The organism is Wenzhouxiangella sp. YN9 (genome assembly GCF_056324165.1).
The window spans coordinates 25,650-39,058 of record NZ_JBJNIP010000100.1; the positions used below are offsets into that span (position 1 = coordinate 25,650).

General features: G+C 64.0%; 11 protein-coding genes. 6 read left to right on the top strand and 5 right to left on the bottom strand.

Annotated features, from left to right (window positions below; all coding sequences use genetic code 11):
* Positions 1-54 precede the first annotated feature (54 nt).
* The 5 genes from ACEWQ0_RS08640 to ACEWQ0_RS08660 form a co-directional block, all read right to left on the bottom strand.
* Positions 55-747: a rhomboid family intramembrane serine protease gene (locus tag ACEWQ0_RS08640; protein ID WP_476485105.1), complete on the bottom strand. Its 693-nt coding sequence runs from the start codon at positions 745-747 to the stop codon at positions 55-57.
* Complete coding sequence (locus tag ACEWQ0_RS08645) at positions 747-1,514, bottom strand: lysophospholipid acyltransferase family protein (protein ID WP_476485106.1); 768 nt, start codon at positions 1,512-1,514, stop codon at positions 747-749. Before ACEWQ0_RS08645 ends, ACEWQ0_RS08640 begins: the two co-directional genes overlap by 1 nt.
* A gap of 152 nt (positions 1,515-1,666) precedes the next feature.
* Positions 1,667-2,146: an Hsp20 family protein gene (locus tag ACEWQ0_RS08650; RefSeq protein ID WP_476483288.1), complete on the bottom strand. Its 480-nt coding sequence runs from the start codon at positions 2,144-2,146 to the stop codon at positions 1,667-1,669.
* Positions 2,147-2,357: 211 nt separating this feature from the next.
* Positions 2,358-2,828, bottom strand: a complete 471-nt coding sequence (greB, locus tag ACEWQ0_RS08655) for a transcription elongation factor GreB (RefSeq protein WP_476483497.1) — start codon at positions 2,826-2,828, stop codon at positions 2,358-2,360.
* Between the two features lie 2 nt (positions 2,829-2,830).
* Positions 2,831-4,207: a class II fumarate hydratase gene (locus ACEWQ0_RS08660; protein ID WP_476485107.1), complete on the bottom strand. Its 1,377-nt coding sequence runs from the start codon at positions 4,205-4,207 to the stop codon at positions 2,831-2,833.
* Between the two features lie 105 nt (positions 4,208-4,312).
* Between ACEWQ0_RS08660 and ACEWQ0_RS08665 the strand changes: the two genes are divergently transcribed.
* The 6 genes from ACEWQ0_RS08665 (at position 4,313) to sucB (ending at position 13,389) form a co-directional block, all read left to right on the top strand.
* A complete protein-coding gene (locus ACEWQ0_RS08665) occupies positions 4,313-5,206 on the top strand; it encodes an acyltransferase (protein ID WP_476485108.1) in 894 nt (297 codons plus the stop codon).
* Positions 5,207-5,277: 71 nt separating this feature from the next.
* On the top strand, positions 5,278-6,591 hold the full coding sequence (locus ACEWQ0_RS08670) for an amidohydrolase (protein ID WP_476485109.1): 1,314 nt from the start codon (positions 5,278-5,280) through the stop codon (positions 6,589-6,591).
* 46 nt (positions 6,592-6,637) lie between these two features.
* On the top strand, positions 6,638-7,765 hold the full coding sequence (locus ACEWQ0_RS08675) for an NAD(P)/FAD-dependent oxidoreductase (protein ID WP_476485110.1): 1,128 nt from the start codon (positions 6,638-6,640) through the stop codon (positions 7,763-7,765).
* A gap of 79 nt (positions 7,766-7,844) precedes the next feature.
* Positions 7,845-9,224 (top strand): adenylosuccinate lyase, encoded by a 1,380-nt coding sequence (gene purB / locus ACEWQ0_RS08680; RefSeq protein WP_476483293.1) that lies wholly within the window; start codon positions 7,845-7,847, stop codon positions 9,222-9,224.
* 72 nt (positions 9,225-9,296) lie between these two features.
* On the top strand, positions 9,297-12,170 hold the full coding sequence (locus tag ACEWQ0_RS08685; RefSeq protein WP_476485111.1) for a 2-oxoglutarate dehydrogenase E1 component: 2,874 nt from the start codon (positions 9,297-9,299) through the stop codon (positions 12,168-12,170).
* Between the two features lie 7 nt (positions 12,171-12,177).
* Complete coding sequence (gene sucB, locus ACEWQ0_RS08690) at positions 12,178-13,389, top strand: dihydrolipoyllysine-residue succinyltransferase (RefSeq protein WP_476483295.1); 1,212 nt, start codon at positions 12,178-12,180, stop codon at positions 13,387-13,389.
* Positions 13,390-13,409: the final 20 nt, after the last annotated feature.

Genomic DNA, 13,409 nt, shown 5'->3' on the forward strand with positions numbered 1-13,409 from the left:
CTGGGTCTCCTGCTGGTCAACGCGTTTTCATTCAAGACACTCAACCATGGCGCATCAGGGCCAGCGCCGATCATGCCCGCCATTGCTCTGATCATCCTCGAAGTCGCTCTCGGGCTCATCCTCCAACTCCCAATCGTAGCGTCTTACCGGCGGCAGGTCATGTCTGCGGAACATGAAGGCCATGACCACGCCCATGAGCATGCCGCTGGCATGCAATTCCCAGCTGGTACCCGCATCAAGCGGCAGCACGCCCCAGACCATTGACCCGTAAAGAAACCAGATCAGCAGAGAAACGCCCACCGAACGCAGATCACGCTTGAGAATGCCAGAAACGAACACGAAGGCCAGAATGCCGTAAACCAGGCCGCTGGCACCGATATGGAGATTGGCGCGGGCAAAGATCCAGGCAAAGGCCGCGCTACCCAGGTAGAGCACAGGCAGTACCCGAAGCGCGGAATTCGGGTAGAGAAACAACAGGGCGGTACCTCCGACCAACAACGGCAGCGTATTGGAGGCGATATGCCCCAGATGCGCATGCAGCAACGGCGTGGTCAACAGGCCGATCAAGCCGGCGGGGTCGCGCGGGCGCAGTCCGAAACGCCCCAGATCCAGGCCGGTGAGGAGATCGAAAAGGAATACCGCCCACATCAGTGCCACGAAACCGCCGGTCAGACGTACGGCAAGCCAGAGGTTGGCCTGTGCTCGCGGCGAACCGGTGTAGTCAGGATCCGGCTGGCGAAAGCGCATCAGGACGCGTCGCCCTGCGGCAGCGCGCTGGCCACTGCGGCCTGACAGCGGCGACGCAGGTCGCCAACGTTGCCAGTCCCAAGCCCCGCGGTTTCCAGCGGCGAATGCACTACGATGCGAACCCGGCCGGGACGAAGACGCAGGCTTTTTGCCGGCAGCACGGCGCGGGTATTGACCACGGTGACGGGCAGCACCGGCAGCTGCTGGTCCACGGCCACGCGGAATGCGCCGGCCTTGAACGGCAGAAGCTTGCCAGAACGGCTGCGCGTACCTTCAGCAAAGAACATCAGCCCGGTGCCCTGATCAAGCCGGCCCACCGCGCGCTTGATGGCCTTTCTGGCCTGCTCGGGGTTGGCGCGGTCGATGAACACGTGGCCGATGGCACGACAACCGGCCGCCATGAAGGGAATGCGACCGAGTTCGGCCTTGGCCACCCAACGCAGATCCAGGCCGATCCAGCCATAAATGACCGGAATGTCGAACTGGCTCTGATGGTTGGCGACCACGACATAGCTTTGTTCAGGATCGATCCGATCGAACCCTTCGACCTCGACGCGTACCGGCACCAGCCAGGTCAGCAAACGTCCCCAGGTCACCGCAATCCACAGGTTGGCCAGACGCGGCGAAATCACAACGGCCACCGGCACGGCCAGAATCCCGCCGATCAAGGTCAGCAGCACGACCAGCGGCACGTAGACAAGCCACTGATAAAACGAATACAAAAAAAGCCAGGCGGGTGGGCGACTCTTGGGCGGTGAGGTTGTCATGCGCGCTGCTTGTCTGCGTCGATGGATGAGATTGATTTTCGCAGATCCGTCACGGTCGCATGCCACTGAACGATAAAAAGGGGCGCCCTCGGCGCCCCTGTTGCACTGTGTTGTTGTCTTCAGCTGCGCTGTCACCTGGTGCAGGCGACCGGTCAGGCAGCCCTGGTCGATGCCTTGTCGCCGCTTTCGATCACGCGGGATTCGCCGCTGCCGATTTCGATTCTGCGCGGCTTCATCCGCTCGGGCAGCTCACGCTTGAGCTCGATGTGCAGCAGGCCGTTTTCCAGATCGGCACCGGCCACCTTGACGTGATCGGCCAACTGGAAGCGGCGTTCGAAGCTGCGATTGGCAATACCGCGGTACAGGAAGGCACGCTCGTCGCTGTCTTCCTTTTCGGGCTCGGCCTTGCTGCCGGAGATCGTCAGCGTGTTCTGCTCGGAAACAATATCGAGCTCGTCATCCGAGAAGCCCGCCACCGCCATGGTGATGCGATAGCGATCCTCGCCCAGAGATTCGATGTTGTAAGGCGGGTAACCGTTGCTGTCGACGCGCTGCGCGTTGGACAACATGTCAGCCATGCGATCAAAGCCAATGGCCGTGCGGTACAGGGGTGAAAGATCAAATGTCGTCATTACCGTATCCTCCTTGAGAAGCAATCGGTGTTGTCATTTATTGCCCGCCTGCATCAGGCCGGGCCGGATGAGACCCCTTGCGGCGATCTCATGCAAAGATATAGGTGCTAAGCGACGCGTTTTCAAGGGCCTTGTCAAACCGGGCGCAATGGCGATTGCGGCCGGGTTGGGGAAAGCCGCGAGCGCATCCTCCCGGGCGGGCACCGAAACATCAGTATTCGACGTCGACCACCTCGAGCACGCGCTCGCCGGTCGGCGTGCGCACGCTGACCTCCTCGTCCACGGCCCGGCCCAGAAGCGCTCGGGCAACGGGTGAGTCCACCGAGATCCAGCCCTGGCCGGCATCGGTCTCGTCGGCCCCGACAATGCGGTAACACACCTCGCTGCCGTCGGTTTCGGCCAGGGTGACCGTGGCGCCGAAAAACACCTTGCCGGGGTTGTCCGCCCGCGGCGGCACGGGGCGAACCTCATCGAGGCGCTTGCGCAGATAGCGCACGCGCCGATCGATCTCGCGAAGCTGCTTCTTGCGATAGATGTATTCGGCGTTTTCCGAGCGATCGCCCTCGGCAGCTGCGGCCGTCACCGCCCGCGTGACCGCAGGGCGCTTCTTCTCCCACAGGTACTTGAGCTCGTCCTGCAGCGCTCGATGACCCGCTGGCGTGATGTGCGGACTGCGAGCCAGGGCTACAACCCTCCACGCGTGAGCTTGACCGGATCGAGCAGCTTCTCGAGCTCTTCGCGCGACAGATCGGTCATCTCGGCAGCGACATCGAGAATCGGCCGGCCCTCGGCATAGGCTTTCTTGGCCGCGGCCGCACCCTTTTCATAGCCGATGACCGGGTTGAGCGCGGTCACCAGGATGGGGTTGCGCGCCAGCGCCTTTTCAAGGTTGTCTTCGCGCACCGTGAACGTGGCGACGGCGCGATCGGCGAACAGCCGTGCGGCGTTGCCGAGGATTTCCAGGCTGTCGAGCAGGCCTGCGGCAACCACCGGCAGCATGACGTTGAGCTGAAAATTGCCGGATTGCCCGGCAACGGTGATTGTGCTGTCATTGCCGATCACGCGGGCACACACCATGCCGATGGCTTCGGGAATCACCGGATTGACTTTGCCCGGCATGATCGAAGAGCCCGGCTGCAGGGCTTCGAGCTCGATTTCCCCGAGACCGGCCAGCGGTCCGGAGTTCATCCAGCGCAGATCATTGCTGATTTTCAAAAGCGCCACCGCCAGGCCCTTGAGCTGGCCGGAAAGCTCGACCGCCGCGTCCTGGCTGGCAATGCCCTCGAACTTGTTGTCGGCCGAGGCAAACTCGAAACCCGTGGACTCGGCCAGGCGGGCGGCAAAGCGGTGGCCGAACTCCGGATGAGCATTGATTCCGGTGCCCACGGCAGTGCCACCCTGAGGCAGATAGCGGCAGCGCGAGAGCGCGTCGCGAATGCGTCGCTCGGCTCCGTCGATCTGAACCGCCCAGGTGGCCAGCTCCTGGCCCAGCGTCACCGGCATGGCATCCATCAAGTGAGTGCGCCCGGTCTTGGCCACCTGCGAGAACTCGTCGGCGCGTTGGCGCAACACCTTTTGCAAGTGCTGCAGGGCCGGCAGCAGATGTTCGCTGGTCAGCAAACAGGCGCTGACCTGAATCGTGGTGGGGATCACATCGTTGGAGCTTTGCCCCATGTTGACGTGATCGTTGGGGTGAATTCCCAACTCGCCCTTCGGGTCGGCCAGGTGCGCGATCACCTCGTTGGCGTTCATGTTCGAGCTGGTACCCGAGCCGGTCTGATAGACGTCGATCGGGAAATGTTCGTCGACCTCGTTGGCCGCCACCCGCCCGGCGGCCCGCACGATGGCCCGACTGCGGTCGGCATCGAGCAGCTCCAGCGCTTCGTTGGCCTCGGCGCAGGCGGCCTTGACCAGGCCCAGCGCCCGGATGAAGGCCGCCGGCATGCGCTGACCGCTGATCGGGAAATTGTTCACGGCGCGCTGGGTCTGCGCCCCCCAGAGAGCATCGGCGGGCACCTGAAGCTCGCCCATGCTGTCTTTTTCGATACGAAAATCACTCATTGCGTGGTAGTCCAGTGTCAGACAGAGCCAAGTCCCTGATTATAACGCCGTGCCCGGCTTTTACTGCCGAGCCCGGCCGGCAGACGCGCGTGAGATAATCAAACCATGCTGGAAAAACTGTCTGCCTGCCTGCGCATCGTCGCCGCCAGCCTGCTGCTGGCCGCCAATTCCGTGGTGCACATCCTGCCCCTGCTGGTGGTCGCGCTGGTGAAACTGGGCGTGCGCACAGCAGCGGTTACGCGCGCCTGTGATCGGGCTCTGGCAGGCATCGCGGCGAGCTGGATCGACTTCAACTCCTGGCTGTTCGACCAGCTGACGGCCACACGCCTGCAGGTCGAAGGCCTGCCCACAGCCGACATCGACGGGCAAATGCTGGTGATATGCAACCATCAGAGCTGGGTCGATATTCCCGTCCTGCAGAAGCTGTTCAACCGCCGTCTGCCGCTGCTGCGCTTTTTCCTGAAAAGCCAGCTCATCTGGGTGCCCTTGCTGGGCCTGGCCTGGTGGGCGCTGGATTTCCCCTTCATGAAACGCTACAGCCGCGCCCGGATTGCGCGCCGACCGGAACTGGCCGGGCGCGACATTGCCGCCACGCGCCACGCCTGCCGCAAATTCAGCCGCATCCCCGTAGCCATCGTCAATTTCGTCGAGGGCACGCGCTTCACGCCGGCCAAGCATCAGGATCAGCAATCGCCCCATCAATACCTGCTCAAGCCGCGTGCCGGCGGCGTAGCCTTCACCCTGGACGCCATGGGCGCTGCGCTCGACACCCTCGTCGACGTCACCATTGCCTATCCCGACGGGCGCCCCAGCCTGGCCGATCTGTTCGCCAATCGCGTGCGCGTGATCCGCGTTCACGTCCGTCGCCTGCCGATTCCCGAGCAGCTGCGCGGCGGCGACTACCAGAACGATCCCGAATTCCGTCGCAGGATCCAGGACTGGATCAATCAACTCTGGCGGCAAAAGGACACCACGCTGAAAACGCTCCACACGGGGTGAATTCCCGACTTGCATGACCGCCACCGGGGCGGCAAGAATGAGTGCTGCTCCCCATGGTCAAAGGAACTGCCGTGAGAAACATCGCCCTGCTACCGCTTTTCGGTCTGCTGGTCGCCCTGGCTGGCAATGCTCAGGAGACGGCCACCGACTGGCATGAATACATCGACGCAAGCGCGGCCACGCTGCAGCCACAGGTGATCGAATGGCGACGCCACTTCCACGCCAACCCCGAGCTGTCGAATCGCGAATTCGAGACTGCCGAGACACTCGCCGAGTTTCTGCGCTCGCTCGATATGCAGGTGACCACCGGCGTGGCACACACCGGCGTTGTGGGCGTGCTCGAAGGCGGCCGCCCCGGTCCGGTCGTGGGCCTGCGTGCCGACATGGACGCCCTGCCCGTGCCCGCGCGGGCAGGCCTGCCGTTTTCACCGGATGTCACCGGCGAATACCTGGGCGAAGAGGTTCCGGTTTCGCACGCCTGCGGTCATGACTCGCACATGGCCATGCTCATGGGCGTGGCCCGGATGCTGGCCGATCGGCGCGATCAGCTGCCGGGTACCGTCAAGTTCATCTTCCAGCCGGCCGAAGAAGGCACACCGCCGGGCGAGGAAGGCGGCGCAGAGATGATGGTGGCCGCAGGCGTGCTCACCGATCCCGACGTCGACGTCGTCTTCGGACAGCACATCTGGGCACCCGCGCCCGCCGGCCAGATCGGCTTTCGTGCCGCCGGCACCATGGCCGCCTCGGATCAGTTCAACATTACCGTGCACGGCAAGCAGACGCACGGATCGACGCCGTGGACCGGAGTCGATCCGATCACCACTGCCGCCCAGATCGTGCTTGGCCTCAACACGATCGTCAGCCGCCAGACCGAGCTGACCAAGGCCGCGGCCGTCATTTCGGTCGGTCGCGTGCGTGCCGGCGTGCGCAACAACATCATTCCCGAAGAAGCCGAGCTGATCGGCACCATCCGCACGCTCGACGCGGATATGCAGGACAAGATCCACGCCGACATCCGGCGCACGGCCGAGCACATCGCCAAAAGCCAGGGCGCAGAGGTCAGCGTCGACATCCAGCGCGGCTATCCGGTGACCTACAACGACCCGGAACTGACGGCAGCCATGGCGCCCAGCCTGGAGCGCGTGGCCGGCGATCAGGCAATCCGCATCGACGCGCTGACCGCGGCCGAGGATTTTTCGTTCTTCCAGCGCGAGGTGCCGGGCGTGTTCATCTTTCTGGGCGCTGCGCCGGAGGGCATGGCGCTGGAAGAGGTGGCTCCGCACCACACGCCGGACTTTCAGATCAATGAGTCGGCCATGCAGACCGGCGTGCGCGCGCTGGCCACGTTGACCCTGGACTACATGCTCGACCATGCGCCTGATTAGCATTTGTTAATATAAGCGTCCATTTCAGACGCAAGGCGAACACACCATGTCGCGCGTGACCGTTATCGGTTCGGGATTCGCCGCCCTGACCGCCGTTCGCCGGCTGCGCCAGGCCGATGCCCGGCTGGGCATCGACCTGATCGCGCCCCGGGCCGAGCTGGTCTACTACCCCGGCACGATCTGGATCCCGACCAGCAGGCGCCGGGCCGAAGACCTGATCGTGCCGCTCGATGGCTTCCTCGAGCGCATGCGTGTGCGCCATCACGCCAGCCGGGCCGGCGGCTTGTCCGACGACGGGCGCAGCGTACAGACAAGCACCGGCGAGGTGGCCAACGACGGCCTGATCATTGCCTGCGGCGGGCAGTTCCTGCGCACGCTGCCGGGCATCGAGCACAGCTTCCTGCCCTGTGGCGGGCCATGGGAAATGACGCGCCTGCGCGACCGCCTCCAGAGCCTGGGCTCGGGCTCGATTGCCTTCGGCTTTGCCGGCAACCCGGCGGAGCCTGCGGCCATGCGCGGCGGCCCGGTGTTCGAATTCCTGTTCGGCATCGACACCTGGCTGCGCCGGCAGGGCCGGCGCGAGCGCTTCGATCTGCACTTCTTCAGTCCGGCTGAAAAACCCGGTCAGCGGCTGGGCGGCAAGGCGGTCGACCGCCTGCTCGCGCAAATGCAAAAGCGCGACATCCTGATGCACCTTGGCCAGAAACCGAAGCGCTTGAGCGCTGACGGTGTCGAGACCGAGGCCGCGAGCTTTGCCGCCGACCTGATCCTGTTCATGCCCGGCATGACCGGTAACGACTGGTTCGACAACACCACGCTGCCACGTTCACCCGGTGGCATGATCGCAGCCGATGCGCACTGCCGGGTCGAGGGCTTCGAGCGCGTGTACGTGGCCGGCGACGCCGGTTCGTTTCCCGGACCGGGCTGGATGCCGAAGCAGGCGCACATGGCCGACCTGCAGGCTGCTGCCGCCGCCGACAACCTGCTGGCCGAGCTTGCCCACAAGCCGGCCGACAAGACCTTCAAGAGCGAACTGGTGTGCATTGTCGACCTGCACGACCGCGGCATCCTCGTCACGCGCAACGACAAAGCCAATCGCGTGCTGCCGCCGCTACGCGCCATGCACTGGCTCAAGCGCCTGCTGGAGTGGCGCTATCTGCGGCAATACCGCTGACCGGCCCGCCTCCGGCAGGGCAAAATCACCGGCTTGCTGGGGTATCATTACCGGCTGATCGAAACGATGGCAAAACCCCATGAACACCCACGCCCTGACTGCTCTATCGCCGCTTGACGGACGCTACGCCAACCGGCTCGGCGGGCTGCGCTGGCTGGCATCCGAAGCCGGCCTGATTCGCCATCGCGTTCGCGTGGAGGTGGCCTGGTTCAAGGCGCTGGCAGCCGAGCCTGCCTTCACTGCCCTGCCCGAGCTTTCACGTGCAGACCGCAACTTTCTCGATCGCCTGGTCGACGAGTTCAGCGAGGATGATGCGGCCGCGGTCAAGGCCATCGAGCGCACGACCAACCACGACGTGAAAGCGGTCGAATACTGGCTCAAGGAACGCCTCGCCGAGCGCAGTTCACTTCAGCCCCACACCGAATTCATCCATTTCGCCTGCACCTCCGAAGACATCAACAACCTCGCCTGGGCGCTGATCATCCGACACGCCGTGGTCGAAGAGCTCGACCCCCTGCTGGGACAGCTCGACGAGCGGCTGGCAACCATGGCCAAGGACACCGCCGGCATGGCGATGCTCTCGCGCACCCATGGACAGACCGCCTCGCCCACCACGCTGGGCAAGGAGCTGGCCAACGTGGTTTTTCGTCTGCGCCGCCAGCGCCGGGCGCTCGATCAGATCGAAATCACGGGCAAGATCAACGGCGCCGTGGGCAACTTCAACGCCCATATGGCTGCCTGCCCGGACGTCGACTGGCCCAGCCTGGCGCGCGACTTCGTCGAAGACCTCGGTCTGGTCTGGAACCCCTACACCACCCAGATCGAGCCGCACGACATGATTGCCGAAGTCGCACACGCGCTGATGCGCGTCAACACCGTGCTGCTGGACTTCGCGCGCGACGCCTGGGGCTATGTCTCGCTGGGGTATTTCCGCCAGCGTCTGGTCGAAGGCGAAGTCGGCTCCTCGACCATGCCGCACAAGGTCAACCCGATCGACTTCGAAAACGGCGAGGGCAATCTGGGCCTGGCCAACGCCCTGCTCGGCCATCTCGCCGACAAACTGCCGATTTCACGCTTTCAGCGCGACCTGACCGACTCCACGGTGCAGCGTTCGCTGGGTTCGGGCTTTGGCTACGCCTCGCTGGCCTGGCAGTCGATTCTCAAGGGCCTGGACCGGATCGCCCCCGACGAGGAAAGACTGGCTGCCGACCTCGAGCGCGCCTGGGAGGTGCTGGCCGAGGCAGTGCAGACCGTCATGCGCCTGCACGGTGTGCCCGAGCCTTACGAGAAGCTCAAGGCGCTGACCCGCGGCCGCGGCATCGATCGCGAACGCATCCGCGAATTCATCACCGGCCTCGACATTCCCGAAAGCGATCGCGCCCGGCTGCTCGAGCTGAGCCCGTCGACCTACACCGGCAACGCGGCGGCCATGGCGCGCGCCATCGATCGCTACGTTTGACGCGCGATTGGCGAACGATATGCAGGCAATCGCGGCAATACGGGTCGATATCGGCATATTGAGCCCAACAGAATGCCCGCCGCCGTTATAATCAACTATCTTCCACTGGACACCCATCCGAGCCACACCTTTTTCATGACCGACTTCCTTCAGGAGCAGTACCGCAACTCTCATCTTTCCGGCGGTAACGCCGACTATGTTGAGGCGTTCTACGAAGCCTGGCTGGACGATCCCGAGTCCGTTCCGGAAAACTGGCAGAAACTGTTTTCCGAACTGGCGGACTCGGTCGACACCGACACTCGACACCGCCGGATCGAGGCACACTTCCAGAACCTGGCCGCCAATGGACACTACAGCGCCGGCACCGCTGCTGAGGACTTCAAGCAGGCCGGCGTTCTGCGGCTGATCAACGCCTACCGCGTGCGCGGCCATCAGCGCGCCCAGCTCGATCCGCTGGGCCTGAGCGAGCGCCCGCAGGTTCCCGATCTCGAGCTCGGTTTCCACAGCCTGTCGGAGTCCGATCTCGAAACCAACTTTCACACCGGCACCCTGGCGGGTCCTGACCACCGCTCGCTGAAGGAAATCGTCGAAATCTGTCGCGACACCTATTGCGGCAGCATCGGTGTCGAATACATGCACATTACCGACACCAACCAGCGGCGCTGGCTGCAGCAGCGCCTGGAAGGCACGCGCGGCCACTACACGCCCGAAGCCGGCGAGCGCCGACGGCTGCTCGACAAGCTGGCCGCCGCCGAAGGCCTGGAAAAATACCTGCACTCACGCTACGTGGGCCAGAAACGCTTCTCGCTGGAAGGCGGCGAGAGCATGATCCCGCTATTCGACACCCTGATCCGCCACACGGGCAGTCAGGGCGTGCGTGAAATGGTCATCGGCATGGCCCACCGCGGCCGGCTGAACGTGCTGGTCAACATTCTTGGCAAGAGCCCCGCCGACCTGTTCGCGGAGTTCGAGGGCAAGATGGAGTATGACGATCCCAGCCGCACCGGTGACGTCAAGTACCACATGGGCTTCAGCTCCGACGTGCCCACGCCGGGCGGGCCGATGCACCTGGCCCTGGCCTTCAACCCGTCGCACCTGGAAATCGTCAACCCGGTGGTTGCCGGCTCGGCCCGCGCCCGCCAGATGCGCCTGCACGACGATCGCCGCGACCAGGTGCTGCCGGTACTGGTACACGGCGACGCCGCCATCGCCGGCCAGGGCGTCAACACCGAGCTGCTCAACATGTCGCAGGCACGCGGCTTTGCCGTCGGCGGCACCATCCACGTGGTGGTCAACAACCAGATCGGCTTCACCACGTCCAACCCGCTCGACACGCGCTCGACGCTGTACTGCACGGAAGTGGCCAAGATGGTTCAGGCGCCGATCCTGCACGTCAACGCCGACGACCCCGAAGCCGTGTTGTTTGCCACGCGTGTGCTGGCCGACTTCCGTCACGAATTCAAAAAGGACGTCGTGCTCGACCTGGTCTGCTACCGCCGCCTGGGCCACAACGAGGCCGACGAGCCGGCGGCAACCCAGCCGCGCATGTACACAACCATCCGCAAGCTCGACACCGTTCGCAAGCAGTACGCCGACCGCCTGATCAAGGAAGGTCTGGTCGACAAGAAGGCCATCGAGCAGGCCAACGCAGACTATCGCGACAAGCTTGACGCCGGCGAGCCGGTCGTCGACCTGCTCGACGAAGACGAAGCGATCGAGACCGTCGACTGGGAACCCTACCTCGACGGCGAGTGGCGCGAAGAGGTCGACACCGGCGTTGAGCCCGCCACCATCCGCAAGCTGTCGGATCAACTGACCACCCTGCCCGAAGGGTTCGAGCTTCACAAGCAGGTTCAGCGCATCATCGACTCACGCAAGAAAATGGCGACCGGCGAATCACCCATGGACTGGGGCTTTGCCGAAACCATGGCCTACGCCACGCTGATCAATGACGACTGCGGCCTGCGCCTGGTCGGTCAGGACTCCGGCCGCGGCACTTTCTTCCATCGCCATGCCGTGCTGCACAACCAGGTCGACGGCAGCTCGATTCTCCCGCTGCGTCAGTTCACCGATGATCCGCGGCGGGTGACGGTGATCGACTCGCTGCTGTCGGAAGAGGCGGTGCTGGGCTTTGAATACGGCTACGCCACCGCCGAACCGACCACGCTGACGATCTGGGAGGCCCAGTTCGGCGACTTCGCCAACGGCGCACAAGTGGTCATCGACCAGTTCATTGCCTCCGGTGAAGCCAAGTGGGGCCGCCTGTGCGGTCTGGTGATGTTTTTGCCGCACGGCTACGAAGGCCAGGGACCGGAGCATTCCTCAGCCCGGCTGGAGCGCTTCATGCAGCTGTGCTCGGGCGCGAACATGCAGGTCTGCGCCCCGACCCTGCCTTCGCAGATGTTCCACATGCTCAGGCGGCAGATGCTCAGGCACTTCCGCAAGCCGCTGGTGGTGATGACGCCGAAGTCGCTGTTGCGCCACAAGGCCTCGACCTCGTCGCTCGACGACCTCGAGAACGGCCGCTTCGAGCTGATCATCGATGATCCCGCCGGGCCCGATCCGAAGAAGGTCGAGCGCGTGGTCTTCTGCTCCGGCAAGGTCTACTTCGATCTCGCCGATCAGCTGACCAAGGACGAAGTCGACAACGTTGCCCTGGTCCGCGTCGAGCAGCTCTACCCCTTCCCGCGTGAGGAGTTCCAGGCGATCATCGCGCGCTACGAGAACGCCGGCGAAGTGGTCTGGTGCCAGGAAGAGCCCATGAACCAGGGCGCTTGGTTCCAGATTCGCCATCATATTCAGGCCTGTATCCGCGACGATCAGGAGCTTGGCTACGTTGGCCGCAAGGGCTCGTCGTCGCCGGCCGTCGGCTATTACCAAGTCCATATCGAACAACAAAAGCGCCTGGTCGGCGAGGCGCTGACCCCAGGCAAATTCACGGAGTAATCTACCCATGAGCGTTGAAGTCAAAGTTCCCAATCTGCCCGAATCCGTTTCGGACGCCACCATTGCCAAGTGGCACAAGAAGCCCGGCGATGCGATCGAGCGCGACGAAAACCTCGTCGATCTCGAAACCGACAAGGTCGTGCTCGAAGTGCCGGCCCCGGCCGACGGCGTGCTCGAGGAAATCAGCGCCGAAGAGGGCGACACCGTCACCGAGGGCGAGCTGCTGGGCAAGATGAAAGAAGGCGAGGCACCGAGCAAATCGGCGGATGAGGACTCCGAAGAGGCGGACTCGGAAGACAAGGGCCGGGACGAAGACAGCCAGGCTGACCAGCGTGACGACAGCGAAAAGCAGAAGCGATCCGGTCAGTCGAAGGATGCCGAAAAGGACCTGCCGCCTTCGGCGCGCCGGATGGTGGCTGAAAACGATCTCGATGCCAGCCAGATCGAAGGCACCGGCCGTGGCGGACGCGTCACCAAGGGTGACGTCATGGGTCACATGGCCGGCGGTGCCACCGGCCCGCGCCCGCAAGAACGGGTCAAGATGTCGCGCCTGCGCGCGCGCATCGCCGAGCGCATGAAGGAAGCGCAGAGCACCGCCGCGATCCTGACCTCGTTCAACGAGGTCGACCTCAAGGCGGTCATGGATCTGCGCAAGCGCTACCAGGAAGATTTCCAGAAAAAGCACGACATCAAGCTCGGCTTCATGTCGTTTTTCGTCAAGGCCGCCTGCGAGGCGCTGCAGAAGCACCCCGTGGTCAACGCCTCGGTCGACGGCGAAGAGATCATCTACCACGGCTATCAGGACGTCGGCATTGCCGTCTCCACCGACCGCGGACTGGTAGTACCGGTGCTCAGGGACGCCCACCGCATGGGATTGGCCGAAATCGAACAGGGCATCGCCGATTACGCCCAGAAAGCACGCAAGGGCACGATCCAGCTCGAGGATCTGCAGGGCGGCACCTTCACCATCACCAACGGCGGCGTGTTCGGCTCGCTGCTGTCGACGCCACTGCTCAACATGCCGCAGTCGGCCATCCTGGGCATGCACACCATCAAGGAACGCCCGGTGGCCATCGACGGCGAAATCGTCATCCGCCCGATGATGTACATCGCCCTGTCCTACGACCACCGCATCGTCGACGGCAAGGACGCCGTCCAGTTCCTGGTGGCCATCAAGGAAGCCCTGGAAGACCCGGCCCGCATGCTGCTGGGGCTGTAGTTTGCAAGAACGTACTCCAT

What these genes read in the sequence shown, in the direction of transcription:
- ACEWQ0_RS08660 (WP_476485107.1), bottom strand. Translation starts at nt 4,207, where the DNA reads ATGAGTGATTTTCGTATCGAAAAAGACAGCATGGGCGAGCTTCAGGTG.
- ACEWQ0_RS08645 (WP_476485106.1), bottom strand. Translation starts at nt 1,514, where the DNA reads ATGACAACCTCACCGCCCAAGAGTCGCCCACCCGCCTGGCTTTTTTTG.
- ACEWQ0_RS08675 (WP_476485110.1), top strand. Translation starts at nt 6,638, where the DNA reads ATGTCGCGCGTGACCGTTATCGGTTCGGGATTCGCCGCCCTGACCGCC.
- ACEWQ0_RS08650 (WP_476483288.1), bottom strand. Translation starts at nt 2,146, where the DNA reads ATGACGACATTTGATCTTTCACCCCTGTACCGCACGGCCATTGGCTTT.
- sucB (WP_476483295.1), top strand. Translation starts at nt 12,178, where the DNA reads ATGAGCGTTGAAGTCAAAGTTCCCAATCTGCCCGAATCCGTTTCGGAC.
- ACEWQ0_RS08685 (WP_476485111.1), top strand. Translation starts at nt 9,297, where the DNA reads ATGCCCGCCGCCGTTATAATCAACTATCTTCCACTGGACACCCATCCG.
- purB (WP_476483293.1), top strand. Translation starts at nt 7,845, where the DNA reads ATGAACACCCACGCCCTGACTGCTCTATCGCCGCTTGACGGACGCTAC.
- ACEWQ0_RS08640 (WP_476485105.1), bottom strand. Translation starts at nt 747, where the DNA reads ATGCGCTTTCGCCAGCCGGATCCTGACTACACCGGTTCGCCGCGAGCA.
- ACEWQ0_RS08665 (WP_476485108.1), top strand. Translation starts at nt 4,313, where the DNA reads ATGCTGGAAAAACTGTCTGCCTGCCTGCGCATCGTCGCCGCCAGCCTG.